This window comes from Fibrobacter sp. UWB15, assembly GCF_900177705.1.
Classification (GTDB): domain Bacteria; phylum Fibrobacterota; class Fibrobacteria; order Fibrobacterales; family Fibrobacteraceae; genus Fibrobacter.
Genome location: NZ_FXBA01000009.1, coordinates 74,064 through 90,356 on the forward strand (window position 1 = coordinate 74,064; position 16,293 = coordinate 90,356).

The 16,293-nt window shown below is 51.3% G+C and carries 14 protein-coding genes; 3 read left to right on the top strand and 11 right to left on the bottom strand.

Annotated features, from left to right (window positions below; genetic code table 11):
• Positions 1 to 46: 46 nt before the first annotated feature.
• Both B9Y58_RS11960 and nhaA read right to left on the bottom strand, forming a co-directional pair.
• Entirely contained in the window at positions 47 to 397 is a 351-nt protein-coding gene (locus B9Y58_RS11960) for a GIY-YIG nuclease family protein (protein ID WP_073057174.1), read from the bottom strand.
• Complete coding sequence (gene nhaA / locus B9Y58_RS11965; RefSeq protein WP_073057177.1) at positions 397 to 1,743, bottom strand: Na+/H+ antiporter NhaA; 1,347 nt, start codon at positions 1,741 to 1,743, stop codon at positions 397 to 399. The genes B9Y58_RS11960 and nhaA overlap by 1 nt, the downstream gene beginning before the upstream one ends.
• Before the next feature lie 659 nt (positions 1,744 to 2,402).
• Between nhaA and B9Y58_RS11970 the strand changes: the two genes are divergently transcribed.
• The 3 genes from B9Y58_RS11970 (at position 2,403) to B9Y58_RS11980 (ending at position 5,932) form a co-directional block, all read left to right on the top strand.
• Complete coding sequence (locus B9Y58_RS11970) at positions 2,403 to 3,218, top strand: hypothetical protein (protein WP_143154703.1); 816 nt, start codon at positions 2,403 to 2,405, stop codon at positions 3,216 to 3,218.
• Between the two features lie 207 nt (positions 3,219 to 3,425).
• On the top strand, positions 3,426 to 4,925 hold the full coding sequence (locus tag B9Y58_RS11975; RefSeq protein ID WP_158278356.1) for a fibro-slime domain-containing protein: 1,500 nt from the start codon (positions 3,426 to 3,428) through the stop codon (positions 4,923 to 4,925).
• 116 nt (positions 4,926 to 5,041) lie between these two features.
• Positions 5,042 to 5,932, top strand: a complete 891-nt coding sequence (locus tag B9Y58_RS11980) for a DUF58 domain-containing protein (protein WP_073057186.1) — start codon at positions 5,042 to 5,044, stop codon at positions 5,930 to 5,932.
• Between the two features lie 32 nt (positions 5,933 to 5,964).
• On the opposite strand, the gene B9Y58_RS11985 is transcribed toward B9Y58_RS11980, so the two are convergent.
• The 9 genes from B9Y58_RS11985 to B9Y58_RS12025 form a co-directional block, all read right to left on the bottom strand.
• The gene (locus B9Y58_RS11985) at positions 5,965 to 6,612 is read right to left on the bottom strand and encodes a CatB-related O-acetyltransferase (protein ID WP_073057189.1); all 648 of its coding nucleotides are present in this window, start codon (positions 6,610 to 6,612) and stop codon (positions 5,965 to 5,967) included.
• 14 nt (positions 6,613 to 6,626) lie between these two features.
• Positions 6,627 to 8,588, bottom strand: coding sequence for a GTP-binding protein (locus B9Y58_RS11990; protein WP_073057191.1), 1,962 nt, complete (start codon positions 8,586 to 8,588; stop codon positions 6,627 to 6,629).
• A gap of 12 nt (positions 8,589 to 8,600) precedes the next feature.
• Positions 8,601 to 8,813, bottom strand: a complete 213-nt coding sequence (locus B9Y58_RS11995; protein WP_073057194.1) for a hypothetical protein — start codon at positions 8,811 to 8,813, stop codon at positions 8,601 to 8,603.
• A gap of 93 nt (positions 8,814 to 8,906) precedes the next feature.
• Entirely contained in the window at positions 8,907 to 10,307 is a 1,401-nt protein-coding gene (locus tag B9Y58_RS12000) for a Y-family DNA polymerase (RefSeq protein WP_073057197.1), read from the bottom strand.
• A gap of 14 nt (positions 10,308 to 10,321) precedes the next feature.
• Positions 10,322 to 11,698 carry a sensor domain-containing diguanylate cyclase gene (locus B9Y58_RS12005; protein ID WP_073057315.1) on the bottom strand — a complete coding sequence of 459 codons (1,377 nt, stop codon included), beginning with the start codon at positions 11,696 to 11,698 and terminating at the stop codon, positions 10,322 to 10,324.
• 112 nt (positions 11,699 to 11,810) lie between these two features.
• Positions 11,811 to 12,818, bottom strand: a complete 1,008-nt coding sequence (locus B9Y58_RS12010) for an expansin family protein (RefSeq protein WP_083532338.1) — start codon at positions 12,816 to 12,818, stop codon at positions 11,811 to 11,813.
• Positions 12,819 to 12,980: 162 nt separating this feature from the next.
• Positions 12,981 to 13,691 (bottom strand): hypothetical protein, encoded by a 711-nt coding sequence (locus tag B9Y58_RS14620; RefSeq protein ID WP_158278357.1) that lies wholly within the window; start codon positions 13,689 to 13,691, stop codon positions 12,981 to 12,983.
• Positions 13,691 to 14,425, bottom strand: a complete 735-nt coding sequence (locus tag B9Y58_RS12020; RefSeq protein ID WP_073057203.1) for a tetratricopeptide repeat protein — start codon at positions 14,423 to 14,425, stop codon at positions 13,691 to 13,693. The genes B9Y58_RS14620 and B9Y58_RS12020 overlap by 1 nt, the downstream gene beginning before the upstream one ends.
• A gap of 83 nt (positions 14,426 to 14,508) precedes the next feature.
• Positions 14,509 to 16,281: an NPCBM/NEW2 domain-containing protein gene (locus tag B9Y58_RS12025; protein WP_083532339.1), complete on the bottom strand. Its 1,773-nt coding sequence runs from the start codon at positions 16,279 to 16,281 to the stop codon at positions 14,509 to 14,511.
• Positions 16,282 to 16,293 lie beyond the last annotated feature (12 nt).

Genomic DNA, 16,293 nt, shown 5'->3' on the forward strand with positions numbered 1-16,293 from the left:
TTCATCCCCTATTTCGACAGATTCTTTCTTGCAGAAATATACAATATCAATCGTCGTGAGAGGTAATGTTTTCCCGTTTTTCGCGGCGCTTGCGGGCGCGACATTCTTCAAGCGTTTCGCCGAGGCCTGCGAGCAGTTCTGCGGCCAGGGTCACATTCCCTGCGGCGAGCAGCTCCTTTTGCGGGCGGGGCAGTTTCTTGATGCGCGCCTCCAGACGCAGCGCCTCTTCGTGGGAGGAAAGCTCAAATTTTCTTAAAATGCATTCCGGCGGGAACGCCTTGGTAAACTTCGCTCCCTTGCCGGATTTATGTTGTTCAAAACGAGCTTCTACATCCACAGCATACCCCGTATAAATGCGGTTGCCCGCACAACGGAGCATGTACACAAAGTGCGACATTACGATTCTTCGTGATGCGCCTTCGACACGAGGTTCATGTAGATGGTGCCAAGGATTGCGGCACAGAAGCTACCCATGAGAATACCGAGCTTCGCGGAATCCTGACGGTCGCCCACCTCGAAAGCGAGGTTAGCTACAAACAAGGCCATGGTAAAGCCGATACCGGCAAGCATACCGCCGCCCCACAAAATCTTCCAGCTGTAGCTCGGCTTCACCGACACGCCAATCTTTACGGCAAGCAAACTGAACAGGAAAATGCCAATCGGCTTACCCAGGATCAAGGCGAGCGCCACCGCACCCATCACCGGCACTTCCACTCCACCGAGCTTGATTTCGACACCTGCGTTGCTGAGTGCAAACAGCGGCATAATAAAGAAGTTCACCCACGGCACGAGCGGTTTGAAGAAACGTTCCTGCATCGAGATACTTTCGCGGGCACCACGCTTCAAAAGCGTAAACACTTCGTACTGTTCGTTGCGGTCCTTCGCTTCGCCCGAAAGAGCGCCACCCACGCTGCCAGCGAAATGAGCAAGCTTGCCCTTCGCAAGCACAGGCTTTGCCGGCACCGAGAGTCCGAGCAGCACGCCCGCAATAGTCGGGTGCACGCCGCTCTTCACAAAGAACGCCCACACCGCAATACCGATCACGCCATGCAAAAGCAAGTTGCGCACGCCAATTCTAAACATCACGTTGATCAAGGCGAGCAAGGCAAAACCCGTACCGAGCGCAACAAAGTTCACGCCGTCGCCGCTCGGGTAACCGATTGCAATCACGAGAATTGCACCGATATCGTCGGCAATCGCCAGAGTCAAAATCATCACACGCAGGGCATGCGGCACTTTTTTACCGAGAATGGCCATGCAACCCACCACAAAAGCAATATCCGTTGCAGTCGGAACTCCCCAACCGTGGGCCGCACTATTGGCGCCATGCGGGCAAAGCAGCAAGTAAATCAAAGCCGGGAACAACATACCGCCAGCCGCCGCGATAATCGGGAGGCTCGCCGCCTTCGGGTTCCTGAGTTCGCCATAGGTCATTTCGCCCTTGACTTCAAGCCCGATATTGAAGAAGAAAATCGTCATCATGGCGTCGTTAATGAGCCAATGCAAATCGGCCGACCCAACCCAACTGCCAATCGTCAAGGCAAACGGCATGTGCCAAACATGATGGTAAGATTCAGGGCTGATATTCGCCCAGATCAGGGCCGCAATCGTCATGATAATCAAAACGATGCCACCGGTCGTTTCCACCTTCATCAACCGTTCCATCGGCGTGATGATTTTGCGGATGGGGGTTTCCGGGAACAAATCTTCAATCTTGTCGCTGCTCGTTACTTTTGCCGACATAGCTACCTGTAATTAGGGTTGAGTGATTCAGCCTTGCGCTTAACAAAATAATCATTTTTTCGAGGTGCGAGAGCATAAATCGATGCAAAACTACGATTTTGGCGATAAAAGGAAAAAAATCGGGGGTGAATATTCCCCATGACCTACAATTATCCCCCTCTTCCGCTCTCTGCTACATACTAAATGACTCGAAAGCGGCTTTTAGTATGTAATTCCATGCAGTTCGCCAAAGCGCTTACATATTGAACTCGCTTTTTCTGGCGCTCGGTATGTAATTTCAGAATAAATTAACCGAACTTTGTCCCTAAAAAGACCATTTTGCGACTCAAATTCCAGCTTGACGGGGCAAAAGTCTCGATTGTGGACTGTCTTCGTCCATTTTTTACATACTAAACAATTTTTTTCCCAATTCAGTATGTAAGCTTCGCCCGCAAAGCCCTATTTTTTCCCAAATATGCATTCTCTCGCCATTTAGCAGCCCAGCGCCATACCAGAGTAAATACAATGCAACTTTCCAACAGCCCGCAGGCACGTTACTCAATCGGCGTTGTGTGCCATTTGACAAACTTTGCATTATTTTGTACATTAGCCGCATTCCCAAGCGTTTGCTATGTCTTAACAACATATCAGCGCTTTTTTTTGTTTAACAAGGAAAAACAATGGGAATGCAACATACACAAAACGATCCGTTGGTTCTTGCGGCGAATAGGCAACGCTCGTCACTTCGTGAGCTGCTCGCGAAAATTCCTGAAAAGCCAAGGCATCTACCTATAGGGAATCTCCGCGTTATCACAAACCACAATCGCCCGCAGTATTACATCGTGGAACCGCATGGAGCGTCAAACGGCACCTACCTTCCGCGCAAGGAAATTCGCAAGGCGCGGGCGATTGCCCAGCGCGACTACAACAGGAACGCGGCGGACGCCCTCAAAAAGCAGATCTCGACCATTGACCGGTTTCTTGCCGATTACCGACCAGGAGCGCTTGACGCAACCTACACCGGACTCAATCCCGGCCGCCGCGTCCTTGTTGCGCCCGTGCACGAACCTGACGAAGACTTTATCGCCGCATGGCTGCATGTACCCTATACCGGCAAGCCCTTCGAGATCAATGCCCCGGAACTTTACACGGGCACGGGCGTGCGCGTCCGCTCCAAGTCCGAAGTCATTATCGCGGACGCGCTCAGTCGCGCAGGAGTCCCCTTCCGCTACGAATACCCCACGAGCGTCAAGGGTTGGGGCACGCTCTACCCCGACTTTACCTGCCTCGACAAGCGTTCCCGCGAAGAAATCATCTGGGAGCACTTCGGACTCATGAGTGACCCAGACTACGCCGAGAAAACCGTCCAGAAGATCGCCCACTATGCGGCGAGCGGCTACATTCTCGGCAAGAATTTCATCGCCACCTTCGAGACAGCCGCTAAAGCGCTCTCCGTGAAGCAGGTCGAACATTACATCAGGGCGTTGCTAATCTAAAAGCAAATGTAACGCCTATTCAAAGTTCGATCGAGAAATCGAAAATGCGAAATAAATCACTTTTTCAATCGACAGATAACGCCCGCGGCCCTATATTCAGAATTAAATGTATATTATAGCTAGGCATATAATTTAAGAAGCAGCTCTTATCTGGTAGGTATTTGTCTCTGCACCGGATTGGATGTTTCTTACACCAAGGAGATGGATATGAAACGATACGCCTACGTTCTGGCCCTGTCCGTTGCGGCGCCGCTTGTCGCCTTGACCGGCTGCGGTGATTCGGATTCCTCGCCCAACACCCCGAAAGACGACCCGAACACAGAAGTCCAGATGGATTCCGTAAAGACGGTCGACGACCTGCCGAGCTGCACTGAAAAGCGCGAGGAAAAGGTCTCGTTCATCGAAGACGATTCTTCTATCCGCATCTGCCTTGACGAAAAATGGGAAGAGGCAGAAGATGTCGCCGCGATAAGGGAAGACCTTCCCAACTGTTCCGACAAGCGCAATGGCGTCTCGGCCTATGTTCTTGACGAGCACGGATTCCTGACATGTACCGAAGGCCGCTGGAAATCTGAAAGCACTTCTGACGAAAAATCAAGTTCGTCCAAGAAGACGGATAAATCAAGCTCGTCTACCGAAAAGAACAGTTCCGGAAACGAAAAGGTCTCTTCGGCGAAGGACGAATCTTCAAGTTCCGCCGAGGCGAAGAGTTCCTCTTCCGAAAAGGAGGAAAAATCCAGTAGCTCCTCGAAAGATGTCAAGCCCGCAAAGGCTTCGTTGACGGCTACAATTTACGACACCGATGCATCACTGCATCCGCTGTTCTCTTGCGATGTCGGCAACCACGGTCTCTCTGCTGGCGAAGGATGCCAAACCGGAGCTCAGGGTGTTGATGCAAAAACCGCAGTCGCGGCAGTCAATGCCTGTTTCGGAGTAATCCAGGGAGCTGTAGAAACAACCCTAGGTGAAAACAAGAAACCGACTCTCGCCGAAGACGGCAAAGCCTGTTTCATAGACGAAAAATACTTCAACCAGTTGTTCAACTACACGGAGGGTGTAAACGAAGTAACCGCTTGGGAAATGCCTTTTGAGAAAAATGAAGATGGCCTATGGGGATTCAATTCCGATACAGTTCACACAGCTGGTGATGTTGGCGGATTTTTTCCTGTTGAAAATACAACAGACAACGATATTATAGCGGTCAACGGAATCAAACAAGGCCCCACACTAGACGCTAGGACAGTGCGCAAAGCCGATGGACCATTTTTTATTTCCGATACAATAGATTTCTACCACTACTGCAACTCCGCTGGTTGGACAGGCGGTCGCGAATGCAACGGACTATTTGCAAATGGCGATACTCCCAGCTTATGGAACTGGGTAGGCGTTTCAAGATGGACAGGAAATAACCGTAACCAACACTTCTGTATGGAAATTCACGGATCTTTCACTTACTCCGACAGTCTCGAAGCTGCGTTTTCGGCCAATGGCGACCAGTGGGTGTTTATCGGCAACAAGCTAGCCGTAGATAACGGCGGCAACCACGTAAACGCACCAAGTTTCGTGCAGCTGAAAACACTGAACAAGACTTACAGCTCGTACATGAAAGAAGGCAAGGATTACCCCATCGATATTTTCTTCTGTGCCCGTCGAACAACAATGAGCGGTTTCAGCATCCAGACAAACTTCCCTATAAAGCAGAATTAACCGCTATACACCTAGAAATTGCAAAAGGAGACTAAAAGTCTCCTTTTTTTATTATCCTGGCGATTACTCCCTGCCCCTACACTTTTGTATATTCTTGGTGTAAAAGAGACTTTGAAATGCTAGATAAAGAAGTTTTAAAGACCGTGAGCCGCATTGAACTTAGCGTTCGCGGCACGCTCGACACCGTGATGACCGGTGCCTACCACAGTTCCTTCAAGGGGAACGGTATGGAATTCAGCGAGGTTCGCGAATACATGCCGGGCGACGATGTGCGTACCATTGACTGGAACGTGACCGCTCGAACGGGCACGCCGTATGTGAAGAAGTTTATCGAAGAACGCGAAATGACCATGCTCTTGATGGTCGACGCGTCCAGCTCTTCGGAATTCGGATCCGGCAAGCAGATGAAAGGCGAGGTCATGGCGACTTTGACCGCTTTGCTCGCATTTGCCGCCATCAAGAACAACGATAAGGTCGGCTTGCTGATTTACACCGACCAGGTCGAACTTTTTATTCCGCCGGAGAAGGGTCGCAAGCACGTGCTGCGGCTTATCCGCGAAATCCTTTACTTCAAGCCGCAGCACCACGGCACGAACACGCAGGTGGCGCTGGAGTATGCCGGCAAGATTCTGAACCGTCGTGCCGTCGTCGTGGTGATGAGCGACTTCTTGGACGAAGGTTTCGAGAACGCATTCAAGATTCTCCGTAAGCGCCACGACGTGCTTGCGGTCTCTGTCGTTGACCCGCGCGAAATGGAACTCCCGCCCGCGGGCCTCGTAGAACTTGAAGATCCCGAAACCGGAGAAACACTCCTCATTGATACCGGCGATGCGACTTTCCGCGAAGCATTCGCCCGCGAGGCAAAGCGCCAGGGTAAGGCGACCAAGGAACTGTTCCAGCGCATGTCGATTGACTTCGTGCGAATCGAGACTCACGACGATTTTAAGGAAACGGTCGCTCCGCTTATCGAGCATTTCCGCCGCCGCGCCCGCGCTGCGAGAATGTAACGCGCCAAAAATTGCAAATTAAAAAGGTGGTTTTAAACCACCTTTTCTGTTAATTCCCGAATTTTGTTTTTTACGAATTCCAAATCACTATTCGTGAGGATTGGAATCAACCCATTGATTTCTTCGACGGGCTTGTCCCACCACTTAAACTTCAGCAGCAGCGAAGTCAGTTCTTCGTCAAAGCGGTAGCGGATCAACTTGACCGGGTTCCCGACGACAATCGAATAAGGTTCCACGTCGCTAGCGACAACGCTGTTCGCGCCGATAATCGCGCCGTCACCAATATGCACGCCAGGCAAAATAGTCGCATTCTGCCCAATCCACACATCGTTCCCGATAACGGTATCGCCCTTGAACGGCATTTCGCTTGCAGCAGGTGGCTTCATGTCCCAGCCTTCAAGCGTATAGAACGGGAAAGTCGAAACGGCATTCATCTGGTGGTTCGCGCCATTCATCACAAATTCCACGCCAGCTGCAATTTGGCAGAACTTCCCGATGATGAGCTTGTCGCCGATAAAGTCGTAATGGTGCGTCACATGGCTTTCGAATTCCGAGTCAGCGATGTAGGTAAAATCCCCGACGATGATGTTCGGATTCTTGATGGTCGGCTTGACGTAGATTTCCTTGTCGTAGCCAGCGACTGGATGAATCGTATTTGGATTGGGGATTTGGGCGCTCATGTTTTAAATATATATCAAACTGTCGCGGGGCGGTAGCCGAGCAACTTCATACTATAAAGCGCAGTGCCCTTGCTGATGCTACGCACGCCTGTGGCGTAACCAAAAATCTTGCGCAGCGGGACATCGGCTTTCAAAAAATGGGTCTTGCCGTCGCCACCGATTTCCTTCACCTTGCCGTCGCGAGACTGGATATCGCCCGTCACAAGGCCTGCAAAATTCACAGGGCATTCCAGCGACAGCTCCATGACAGGTTCGTACAATTGAACATCGGCAGGCTTGATAAGCTTGGTGACCGCATCGGCACAAGCTTTTTTGATCATGGGCGGCAAAGCGCCTTCGGTCCAGGTAAATTCATGGACTTCAAAGCACACGCCTACGAGCGGGCCCTTACCGAGTACGCCGATTTCCGTAGATTCCAGAAGCGCAGAACGCACGCCCGCCAAAATTTCGCGCGGGGCTGTTTCCAGGAATTCAGCCGACAGGCGAATGTCATGTGCGTCGCCATCGAGCGGCGTCGCCGAAAGCTTGATAGAAATCTTGTGGGGGCCAAGCTGGAATGTATTTTCGACCGGGCCCACGTTACGGCACAGGCGTTCTTGCCAACGCACCTCGGGGCTACCGGCCTTGACTTCGCAGCCGAATTCACGCTTGAGTCGGGCTAGCAATACGTCGAGTTGCACTTCGCCCACCGTATGCAAATACCAGAATCCGCCATCGTCTTTTTGCACGCGGAAACTCGGGTCCATGCGAGCCAAAACATTCAGGCTCTTTTCGACATGATGATAATCTTCGGCGCCCAAGCATTCCACGCGGGTCTGCAAGAGCGGCTGGTACTTGTCGCGGAGGGATGTTGATTCGTCATGGATTGCTTCGCCTTCTGCTCGCAATGACGTTCCGTCTAAATAAATCACCTGCCCAAGTTCCGTTTCGAACGGGCTGCGCATGGCGTAAATATCGCCCGCGCGGATTTCTTCGACGGGCTGCAATAAGTTTGCTTTCAGGCGAGAAAATTCAAAACCCGCGGGCCATTCCTTGCGCTCCATGTTCGTATGACTACGGAACAGTGAAATCTCGCCCACGCCCTTAAAGTGGCGCAAGCGAATCACCTGTCCTAATTCGTTAGGATCGAATTCAGGTACATCGGGCAAGAAGAAGGTCAATGCCGTCGTCAGGCTGCGTACACCAAAACCTTCAATAGCCGAACCTGCATAGCAAAGCGCGTAATCATTGCTCTTCGCCAGTTCCTTGAGCCCGCGCAAAAGTGTCTTGGGCGGAACCGATTTTCCTTCGAGCGCAAGCTGCAAGACTTCGTCATCGAAGTTGCTCGCGAATTCTACCGCCTCGGCATAATGCTTCTTGATTTTCTCGGTAGAATCGCTCACCTCGCCTGCTTGCGGCCAGGAATCGTCAACAACTTCTTCGCCTGTATCCGAATGAATCAGGCGGCTCTTGCTCAGCACATCGAGTACGCCCGACATGCGTCCGCCCTTGTATTCCGGGAGCGTCATGAGCACCGGGCGCACGCCTAAAACTTCTTCAATATTAATTAGCGTTTCGTCAAGCGAATAATCGGGATTGTCAAGCTTATTGACAAACAGAATCGTCCGCACGCCCGCTTCGCGCAGTTTACGGAAGGCGGCCATCGTCTGCGTTTCCACTCCGCTCGCGGCGCTCACCACAAGTACCGCGCCCTCGACGGCTGTAAGCGCCGTGTCGACTTCGGCACCAAAATCCACATGTCCCGGCGTATCGATGAAATTGAACCAGGTGTTCTTCCATTCAAAATGCGCCACGCCGCTCTCGATGGTAATGCCGCGCTCTTTTTCTTCGGGCATGTAGTCCATAGTGGCAAGGCCTTCTTCCACCTTGCCCGGCCGGCGAACCTCGCCCGCCGCAAAAAGAATACGCTCCGAAAGAGTCGTCTTTCCGGCGTCTACGTGGGCAAGGATTGCAATGTTGCGAACAGGCTGCGACATGATACCACTAATTTAAAAATTCTCGTCTAGCGTGAGTTCGTTCGCGACCGCCTCAAGCTTGCGTTCGGCCGTCGCGTCAAGCGCCTCGGCATGCCCGCGCAACGCCGCAAACGGGTGGAAAATCTTTGCGCGATCTTCCACATTCATGCGCGGATGCTTTATCAAAAAATTCCAATCGTTCCGCGGATACGGCAAATCTATTATGTCAGAATAGTTATCTATCATATATTAGATCCTTCGACTTCTACCCAAAGGGCATAACTCAACTAGAGAACTAACGTTCTAAGTTTCGTTTAGCTCAGGATGACACATTCATAATTAGGCACGATGTCCTCCGATTTGTCCGTTGCGCTCGATGGTGGTAGCACCTTCTTGCAAATCCATTCCCTTCACGATGGCATTCTTGCCGAAGCGTTTCTTGATGAGGAGTTCCGCCTTCAGGCGTTTCTTTTCTTTTTCCTGCTTTTGCACGTCAGTGAACAGGTCGTACTGTTCGTGGCTCGCATCCACAATGTCGGCGGCCACCAAATTCAAACGACGCACCGTCAATTTCGGGTCCACGATGCGGTCGAAAAGCTTCATGACGGCATCGGCCATCACCGACTGCGAGCTGGTATAATAACCAATGCTTGCCGTGCCATGAGCGGGCTTTGGAATCGTGCGCCCATAAAAATCCGTCACGGTCACGCCGTGGTAAATTCCATTGTCCACGTTTTCACGGTCGTAACCCACCGTGAGCACCATCGCGTTTGTCACAAGGTCATGCGCAATCAAGGTCATCGAAACCGTGTCAACCATTTCGCGCACCACGAGACGCGCCTTGTCGAACGGATACGGATCCTGCAGCACCTGGCCTTCGCCCGTACTCCTATTCCGCGGTTTCGACTTCTTGATGTCCGCAATCGTGCAAGGCTCGTAACCCCAAGCATGGTCAATCAAAATCTCCGCATTCACGCCAAACAACTTATACAGCGCTTCGGGATTCTTCACACTCACGCGAGCAATATCGCCCATCGTGTAAATGCCGCGCCCCGCATTCAACCTGCAATTTTCCAGGCGCTCTGCAATCCCGCGGCCCACCTGCCAAAAACTCGTGAGCGGCCTGTGCGCCCAAAGTTGCTTGCGGTAACTCATTTCGTCAAGTTCTGCAATGCGCACGCCGTCGGCATCCGCATCCACATGCTTCGCCATCACATCCATCGCAATCTTGCATAGGTACAAGTTGGTGCCGATGCCACCGGTGGCCGTAATTCCTGTAGTCGCAAAGACATCTTGAATAATCGTCTTCACCAATTCCCGTGCAGTCTTCTTGTACAACTTCAGGTATTTCGTCAAGTCCAGAAAACATTCGTCAATGGAATACGCGTGAATATCTTCGGCGCTCACATACTTCAAGTAAACATTGTACACCTTCGTGGAATACTCCACGTACTTTGCCATCTGCGGCTTTGCGATGGTAAATTCAATCTTTTCGCCCGTACGACGCAGCACCTCGCGCACCTTCTGGTTCACCTCGAAAAGTCGCGCACGCCCCGGAATTCCGTAAGCTTTTAACGCTGGTGTCACCGCTAAGCAAATCGTCTTTTCAGTACGACTTTCGTCGGCCACTACAAGTTTTGCCTTAAGCGGATTAAGGCCCCGAAGGATACATTCCACCGAGGCAAAGAACGACTTTAAGTCAATGGCTGCGTAAGTTCGAGATTCGCGAGGCTGGTTCATGAAGCCTCACGGTCTTATCTGTATTTTAATTCAGGGTGTTCGATGTAAAAAGACTTCTTGTCGACATACATTCGTTCGTCTGCAACATGCATTGCCCGACGAACATCGGGTTCACCACAACATACGCCAATAGAGAAATACACGTTTTCGGACAGTTTTGCCATCGTGCGTATTTTGGCAATGCGGGTATTCAATTCGTCTTCCGTAATGTCAGAAGCAAGCACCATGAATTCGTCGCCACCGGCGCGATACACATCTTCTTTTGGGAAAACGTATTGCAGAATTTCTGCCGCCGAACGCAACACTTTATCGCCAGAGAGATGTCCCTGTTCGTCGTTTGTGTACTTGAGTCCGTTTAAGTCGGCAAATATAACGGCCTTGGGAGTCGGCTTACGCCCCGCCACAATTTGGTCAATGCGGTTGTTCATTACATTACGATTTTTCACGCCAGTAAGCGAATCGATCGTACTTAGCGTTTGAAGCTTGTTCAAAAGCAAGTAACTCGAAATTTCAGATGCGATAAGGAACGTTGTAACTTCAAGCGTTTCCTTGATAATCAGCGTATTGTCGACATTAAAATTAACCGTCCACAAGTAGCCAAGCAATTCACCGCCATGACGCAACGGGAAAAGCATAATCGTCTTTACGCCGGAAAGGTCAAGCATCGAGCCCCAAATCGGGTTCGTCAAGCGCAGCTTTTCCATATCGCGTTCGTCTTTCACAATAATGCAGGTGCTGCCGGCAAGCGTTTCCGGCCATGTTTCTGCAATCGCGTAAAAGCCTTCGACATATCGCGACATCGGCTGTACTTTCAGACCTTCTCGAGTCGATTCTGCAAAAATGGAGCACTCGCGATTTTCAGCATCGGTGAGCAAAATGCAGCATTGATCGGATTCGCAAGATTTACGGATATCCTCGACCACTTCCTGGAAAGTCTGCTTGACATTTTCTGCACCGCGCAGCTTGATACAAGCCTTGAGAACATTCGAGGCGGTGTCTCCGGAAAGGTCTGCCATGGCCGAAGAATCAGCCTTGGGTGCGACATCGTAACAGTAAACGCAGTAACCGACGTCTTCGCGGTCGGAATCCAGCGGCATCAAGAACATGTTCAGCCAGAGGCCCATCATGTAAAGGTTCACATAAGCATGGAGAGGCTTGCCTGACTGCACGCAGCGGAAACAGTGGTCTTCGAAGTTCTGGTTTTTCGGGAAGCAAAACTCATACGGACAATCCGGCACAAACGGGCGCCCCTGTGTTGACTCCATTTCTTCGCAATGAGCCTTATTCCCAGCCACAACGCGGATATTCCCATAAGATCCATCTGGGTACAGTTCCACGGACATCACGCAGGCTTTCGCCTTATAATGCGATAGAATCTTATCAAAATCCATACAAGTTTGCCCTCCCACGGCATTATGCATTTTTCTACAATCAATTTAAAAAGATTTTGAGTATATATATCGTCATCCGTTCATTATGCCTGAAATATCATATACATACGTCTTAATCGCGGTGTTCGTACAAATACAGATTCGCTTCGGGCTCTGCTAAGTCAGAGCCTTTTATTTTCCACTCGTCATCGGTTCCGGTGCGGTACTTGACCACGACACGATAGCGGTTGTCCGTTTGCAGCACGCTTTGTGGAACCGTCCAGAAGTTTTCGGTGCCCACGACCATTTCGAGTTCATGAACATCGCGAGTATCTACGCCGTAAATCGTAATGGATTTGACCATGTCTTTCGGGTTGCGCACATGGATAATGCTCCAGAATTCGCTGGCACCTTCCTTGACCCAGAGCGATGTGGAATCACCCCACACGCCGTCTACGCCTTCGCAGCTCACGAATTCCCATTCGCCGGAATAACGGCCAACGTTGATCCCCATAATATCAGAGGCCGGAGCACCGCCCAAGTCTACTCCGCAATTTGCATCGGGACAACGGTCGGTAATGCGCACCGTGACTTCTTTCCAGCCGTCCGGCGTCCTTGCCCTCACATGCACGCAGCCACCGCAAGCGGCGCCACCATTCCACGGGCCCTTTTCATCTCCGGGAGAAACGTTCACATGGATTGCCGCATAGTATTGAATATTGGTCTGGCCGTAATTGCAGGCGCCACCCAAGCTCGTTTCTTTCGCCGTAATGCTTCCGTAGGTAGTCACAGAACCCTTGCCACCGTTTTCGGTAAGCTCCGGGTCTGCTGCAGTAAAGCTATCGCAAGCGGTGCATTTGCCGTCATCGGGGGTGCTATTGCCAGAAGACGCGGGCGCCAAACTCGACGAAGAAACCTCCGACGCAACAGATGAAGACGATACCGGAGCCGATTCAGAAGATGCTTTTTCCGAACTCGAAGACTTGGCTCCGGCAGAATCATCCGCCGAAGAACTGGACAAGAGCGAGCTTTCGCTCGAAGGTGTATCGGCGGCATTTGCCGACGAAGAATCGTCACCGCAGGCGATAAAGCCTGCACCCACCAGGGCGCTAAAACAAAAAGCAAGGGCAAGATTTCTCATAATTTGCAATATAAAAAAGATGACCCCGGCACCATAGCCGGGGTGACAATTGATACCCTTACCAATCTTGAGGCGCTCGCCTTACCAGTCATTGCGCTCTTCGAGCGCAAGACCTTGCGGGTATCAAATGCGAACCCACAAGTGGGTTCTCGCTTGATTCCCTTACCAGTCTTTGGCAGGTCTTGCTTGGCCGCGGATAGGTTTCCAGGGCTTGCGTTCGCCGTTCTGTTCGTCGAAATCCTTCAACAGCTGTGCCGCTTCTTCAGGGCTCATTTCACCCATCTGCACGGGCTGTTCCTGCGGTTCTTCGCCACCATTGCTGTCGCTGGATTCGCCCTCGGGCTGCTGCTCGGGCTGTTGGCCGGCACCGCCTTCGTTGCTGTCGGAACTTTCGGACTTCGAATCGCTGGACTGGTCGCCATTCTGACCATTCTGCTGGTCTTGATTCTGATCAGATTCAGAACTGCTGGACTGCCCGTCACCATTCTGATTCTGGTTTTGGTTTTGCTGGTCCTTATTCTGGTCCTGCTGATTTTCGTCCTTGTTCTGGTCCTGATTCTGGTCTTGGTTATTATCCTGATTCTTGTCGTTTTTCTTGTTTTCGTTCTTCTGCTCGTCCTTGGCCTCGTGAATACGGTCTAGGAGCATTTGCAGTTTTTGGTCGTTCGGATAATATTGCAGGCCTTCGTTACAAGTAATTTCTGCCGAGGGCAAGCGGTTTTCAATATACTGGAACGCCGCATCGCTGTAGTAGGCGCTTGCCGACTTCGGTGCCGCAAACGCTGCCACCGCAAGGAAAAATACAACTGCACAAATCTGAATAGCTCGCACCTCGAAGCGACCGAAGGGAGCGTGCCCATAGCTCATAGCCATTAGATTACCTCCAGGTCGTTGTCGGTGTTACTGGCGTCAATCTTCGCCTTGGGCTTGCGGCCGGCCTTGATTTCGATGACGTCGTCAATGCGCTGCACGTGTCCGCTGAGCTGGCCGGCGGTCTCGTCTTCGGCAATCAGGTTCTCGAGCATTTCCTTTGCTTCGGCGTACTTGCCGTCTTTGCAAAGTTGCAGGGCTCGGGCCAGAACTTCCTTGGCCTTGTCGCTCAGGGGCGGCTGCTTTTGGTCGTTGTTATCCTGATTCTGGTCCTGATTCTGCTTTTGCTTGTCGAGTTCTTCTTTCAGTTTGCGCTGAACGATTTCCACGTTCTTCTTCGCATTTTCAAAAGTATTGTCGAGGTCAATCGCCTTTTTCAGGTATGCCACCGATTCACGCCAGGCAGCAATGCGTTCGCTACCTTCAGCCGCTTTTTCGCCCATGCGGAAATGCGTATTCGCCAAATTGTAGGCTGCTTTCGCCGCCATACCCTTATCGGGCATGCGCACGGCGCTCTCAAGCTCTTTCTTGGCTTCGTCATAGTTGCCGAGCTTGTACTGGCAAGTTCCGATATTGTAGAACAAAAGCGGGTTTGCAGGCTCCGATTCACGGGCCTTCATGTACTTTTCGAGCGCACCGGCGTAGTCGCCGTTCTTAAACAATTTATTGCCGTCATTAATGGGGCGCGCCCACAGCCCGGCAGCAAGTAAACACATCAAAAAAACAAGTAAACGCATTCTAATACCTTCGACTAAGAATATACAAAAATGCCTAGCGCACGGCCAGACATTCTCTTAGGTAAAGATATGGCTTGACTTTATTAATCTACATGCACCACCGGGTTCACCCAGTCAATGTGGTCGAAATTTTTGGAGCCCAGTTCATCGGTTTCAAGAGAAATTTTTTTACCACCACGAATGTCCAAGTCGGCAGTTGCCGTCTGGCGGCCTTCCATACGCCCGCTACGCCAGATTTCCTTGTCGTCGACACGCACGATAAATTCTACCACACCGTTGCCCGATTCGTCATCAACGCCACAAGTCACGGTAAAGCGAGAAGCGTTTTCCGGAAGCGCATAAACATGTTTCGACGGCGCATGCGATCCGATTCCGTTCAGGTAAAGCGTTCCGTTCAAATGCAATGGATTATTGTCGACCGTTTTGCCGATATTCGTGTTGCCGTAGCCTTGAGACTGGTGTAGCAATTTCAAGTCATAAACAAAGCTTTCACCCTTCTTGAGGTGGTAAGCAGTCTTTGCCTGCTGCAAATAGCTCCCGCCCACATCTACCAAATAAATCAAGGCAAACAATGCATACGGCACAAGTGCGGGCAACTTCACCTTGCCGCATACCAGCAAAGCCTTGTCGAGTGCAGCCGGCGCAAACGTATGCACCATGTAGGCAAGCATTACCACGATTCCCGTCATGGCAATCCAATACCAGAGCGCGCTTCCGCGAATGGATGTCATCATCGAAATGTTCAAGAAGGCGACCATCGAAAGGAGTACCGCCCAAATCACCACCGGGCGATTCTTGCAGGCGACTCCTGCAATGGCAACGACAGCGGCGGCAAGCACATAACGTTCGTGCATGCAAGGCAAAATCATAAAGAAGGCTAACGCATTCAATGCCGCCAAGGTCATCACGCGCGATACCGGCAAGCGCTTGAAGAAGGTCAATGCCATTACCGCGACCGAAATAACCACAAAGAAAATCTTTCCTAGCAGGCCCGGATTCATGAACGAGGGCGCCCATTCGAAAATCGGCCTGGATTGCGGCGTCATGTTCCCCGAGAATACCATCCACAAGTTACCTGCATTCATCGATGCATAAGGATATTCGTCGATCGTACTCAGGTAAGCCTGGGCAAATTCCTTGCTAAAGTTTCCCGCGATAATAAACGGCAAGAACACCAGCAGGAACACGCCCGTCATCGAGAGAAGTCCTTGCCACATCACCTTGCGGTAACGCAGAGAAAGAGCTCCGAACACCGGCAAGAACATAATCATCTGGAACTTCGTCAAAAGTCCAAGCATAAACAGAGCCATGCCTAGGCCGTACGTCTTGGGGCGAGAGGCATACCAAAGTCCCCACACGCAGAACGTCACCGGCAATACGTCGACCTGTCCCCAAATGGGGCCGTCCAGGTAAAACGCCGGGTTTGCCACCACCAGGAGCATCACGATGGTTTTGACTTCGGGAAGCCAGCTCTTTTTATGAATGCGCAACCACACAAAATGCGCCAGCGAAATGTGGGCTAAAATCACCGGGAAAAGGCAGAACTGCTTGAGTTCATATTCCAGATCCATGTTGAGGCCGGTAATCTGGTAAATGCACCCGACCACGCGAAGCCACAACACATAAAGCGGCGGGTAGTTGCCGGTAAAGTTCCCGACACCCTGCTGCAAGTCAGTTACCCAATGGCGCCAGAACGTCAAATCCGATGCGAACCCGATTCCGTGCAGCATCACGAAATTGAGCAGAATAACCAGCAATCCCCAAAGGGCAAAGGAATCTTGTCTAAAACAACCCTTGATTTTTTCAAGAATAGCCGTCACAAGATTTTTCAATGTAGACTTTATCGGTAAACGCATGGGGGTAAATAT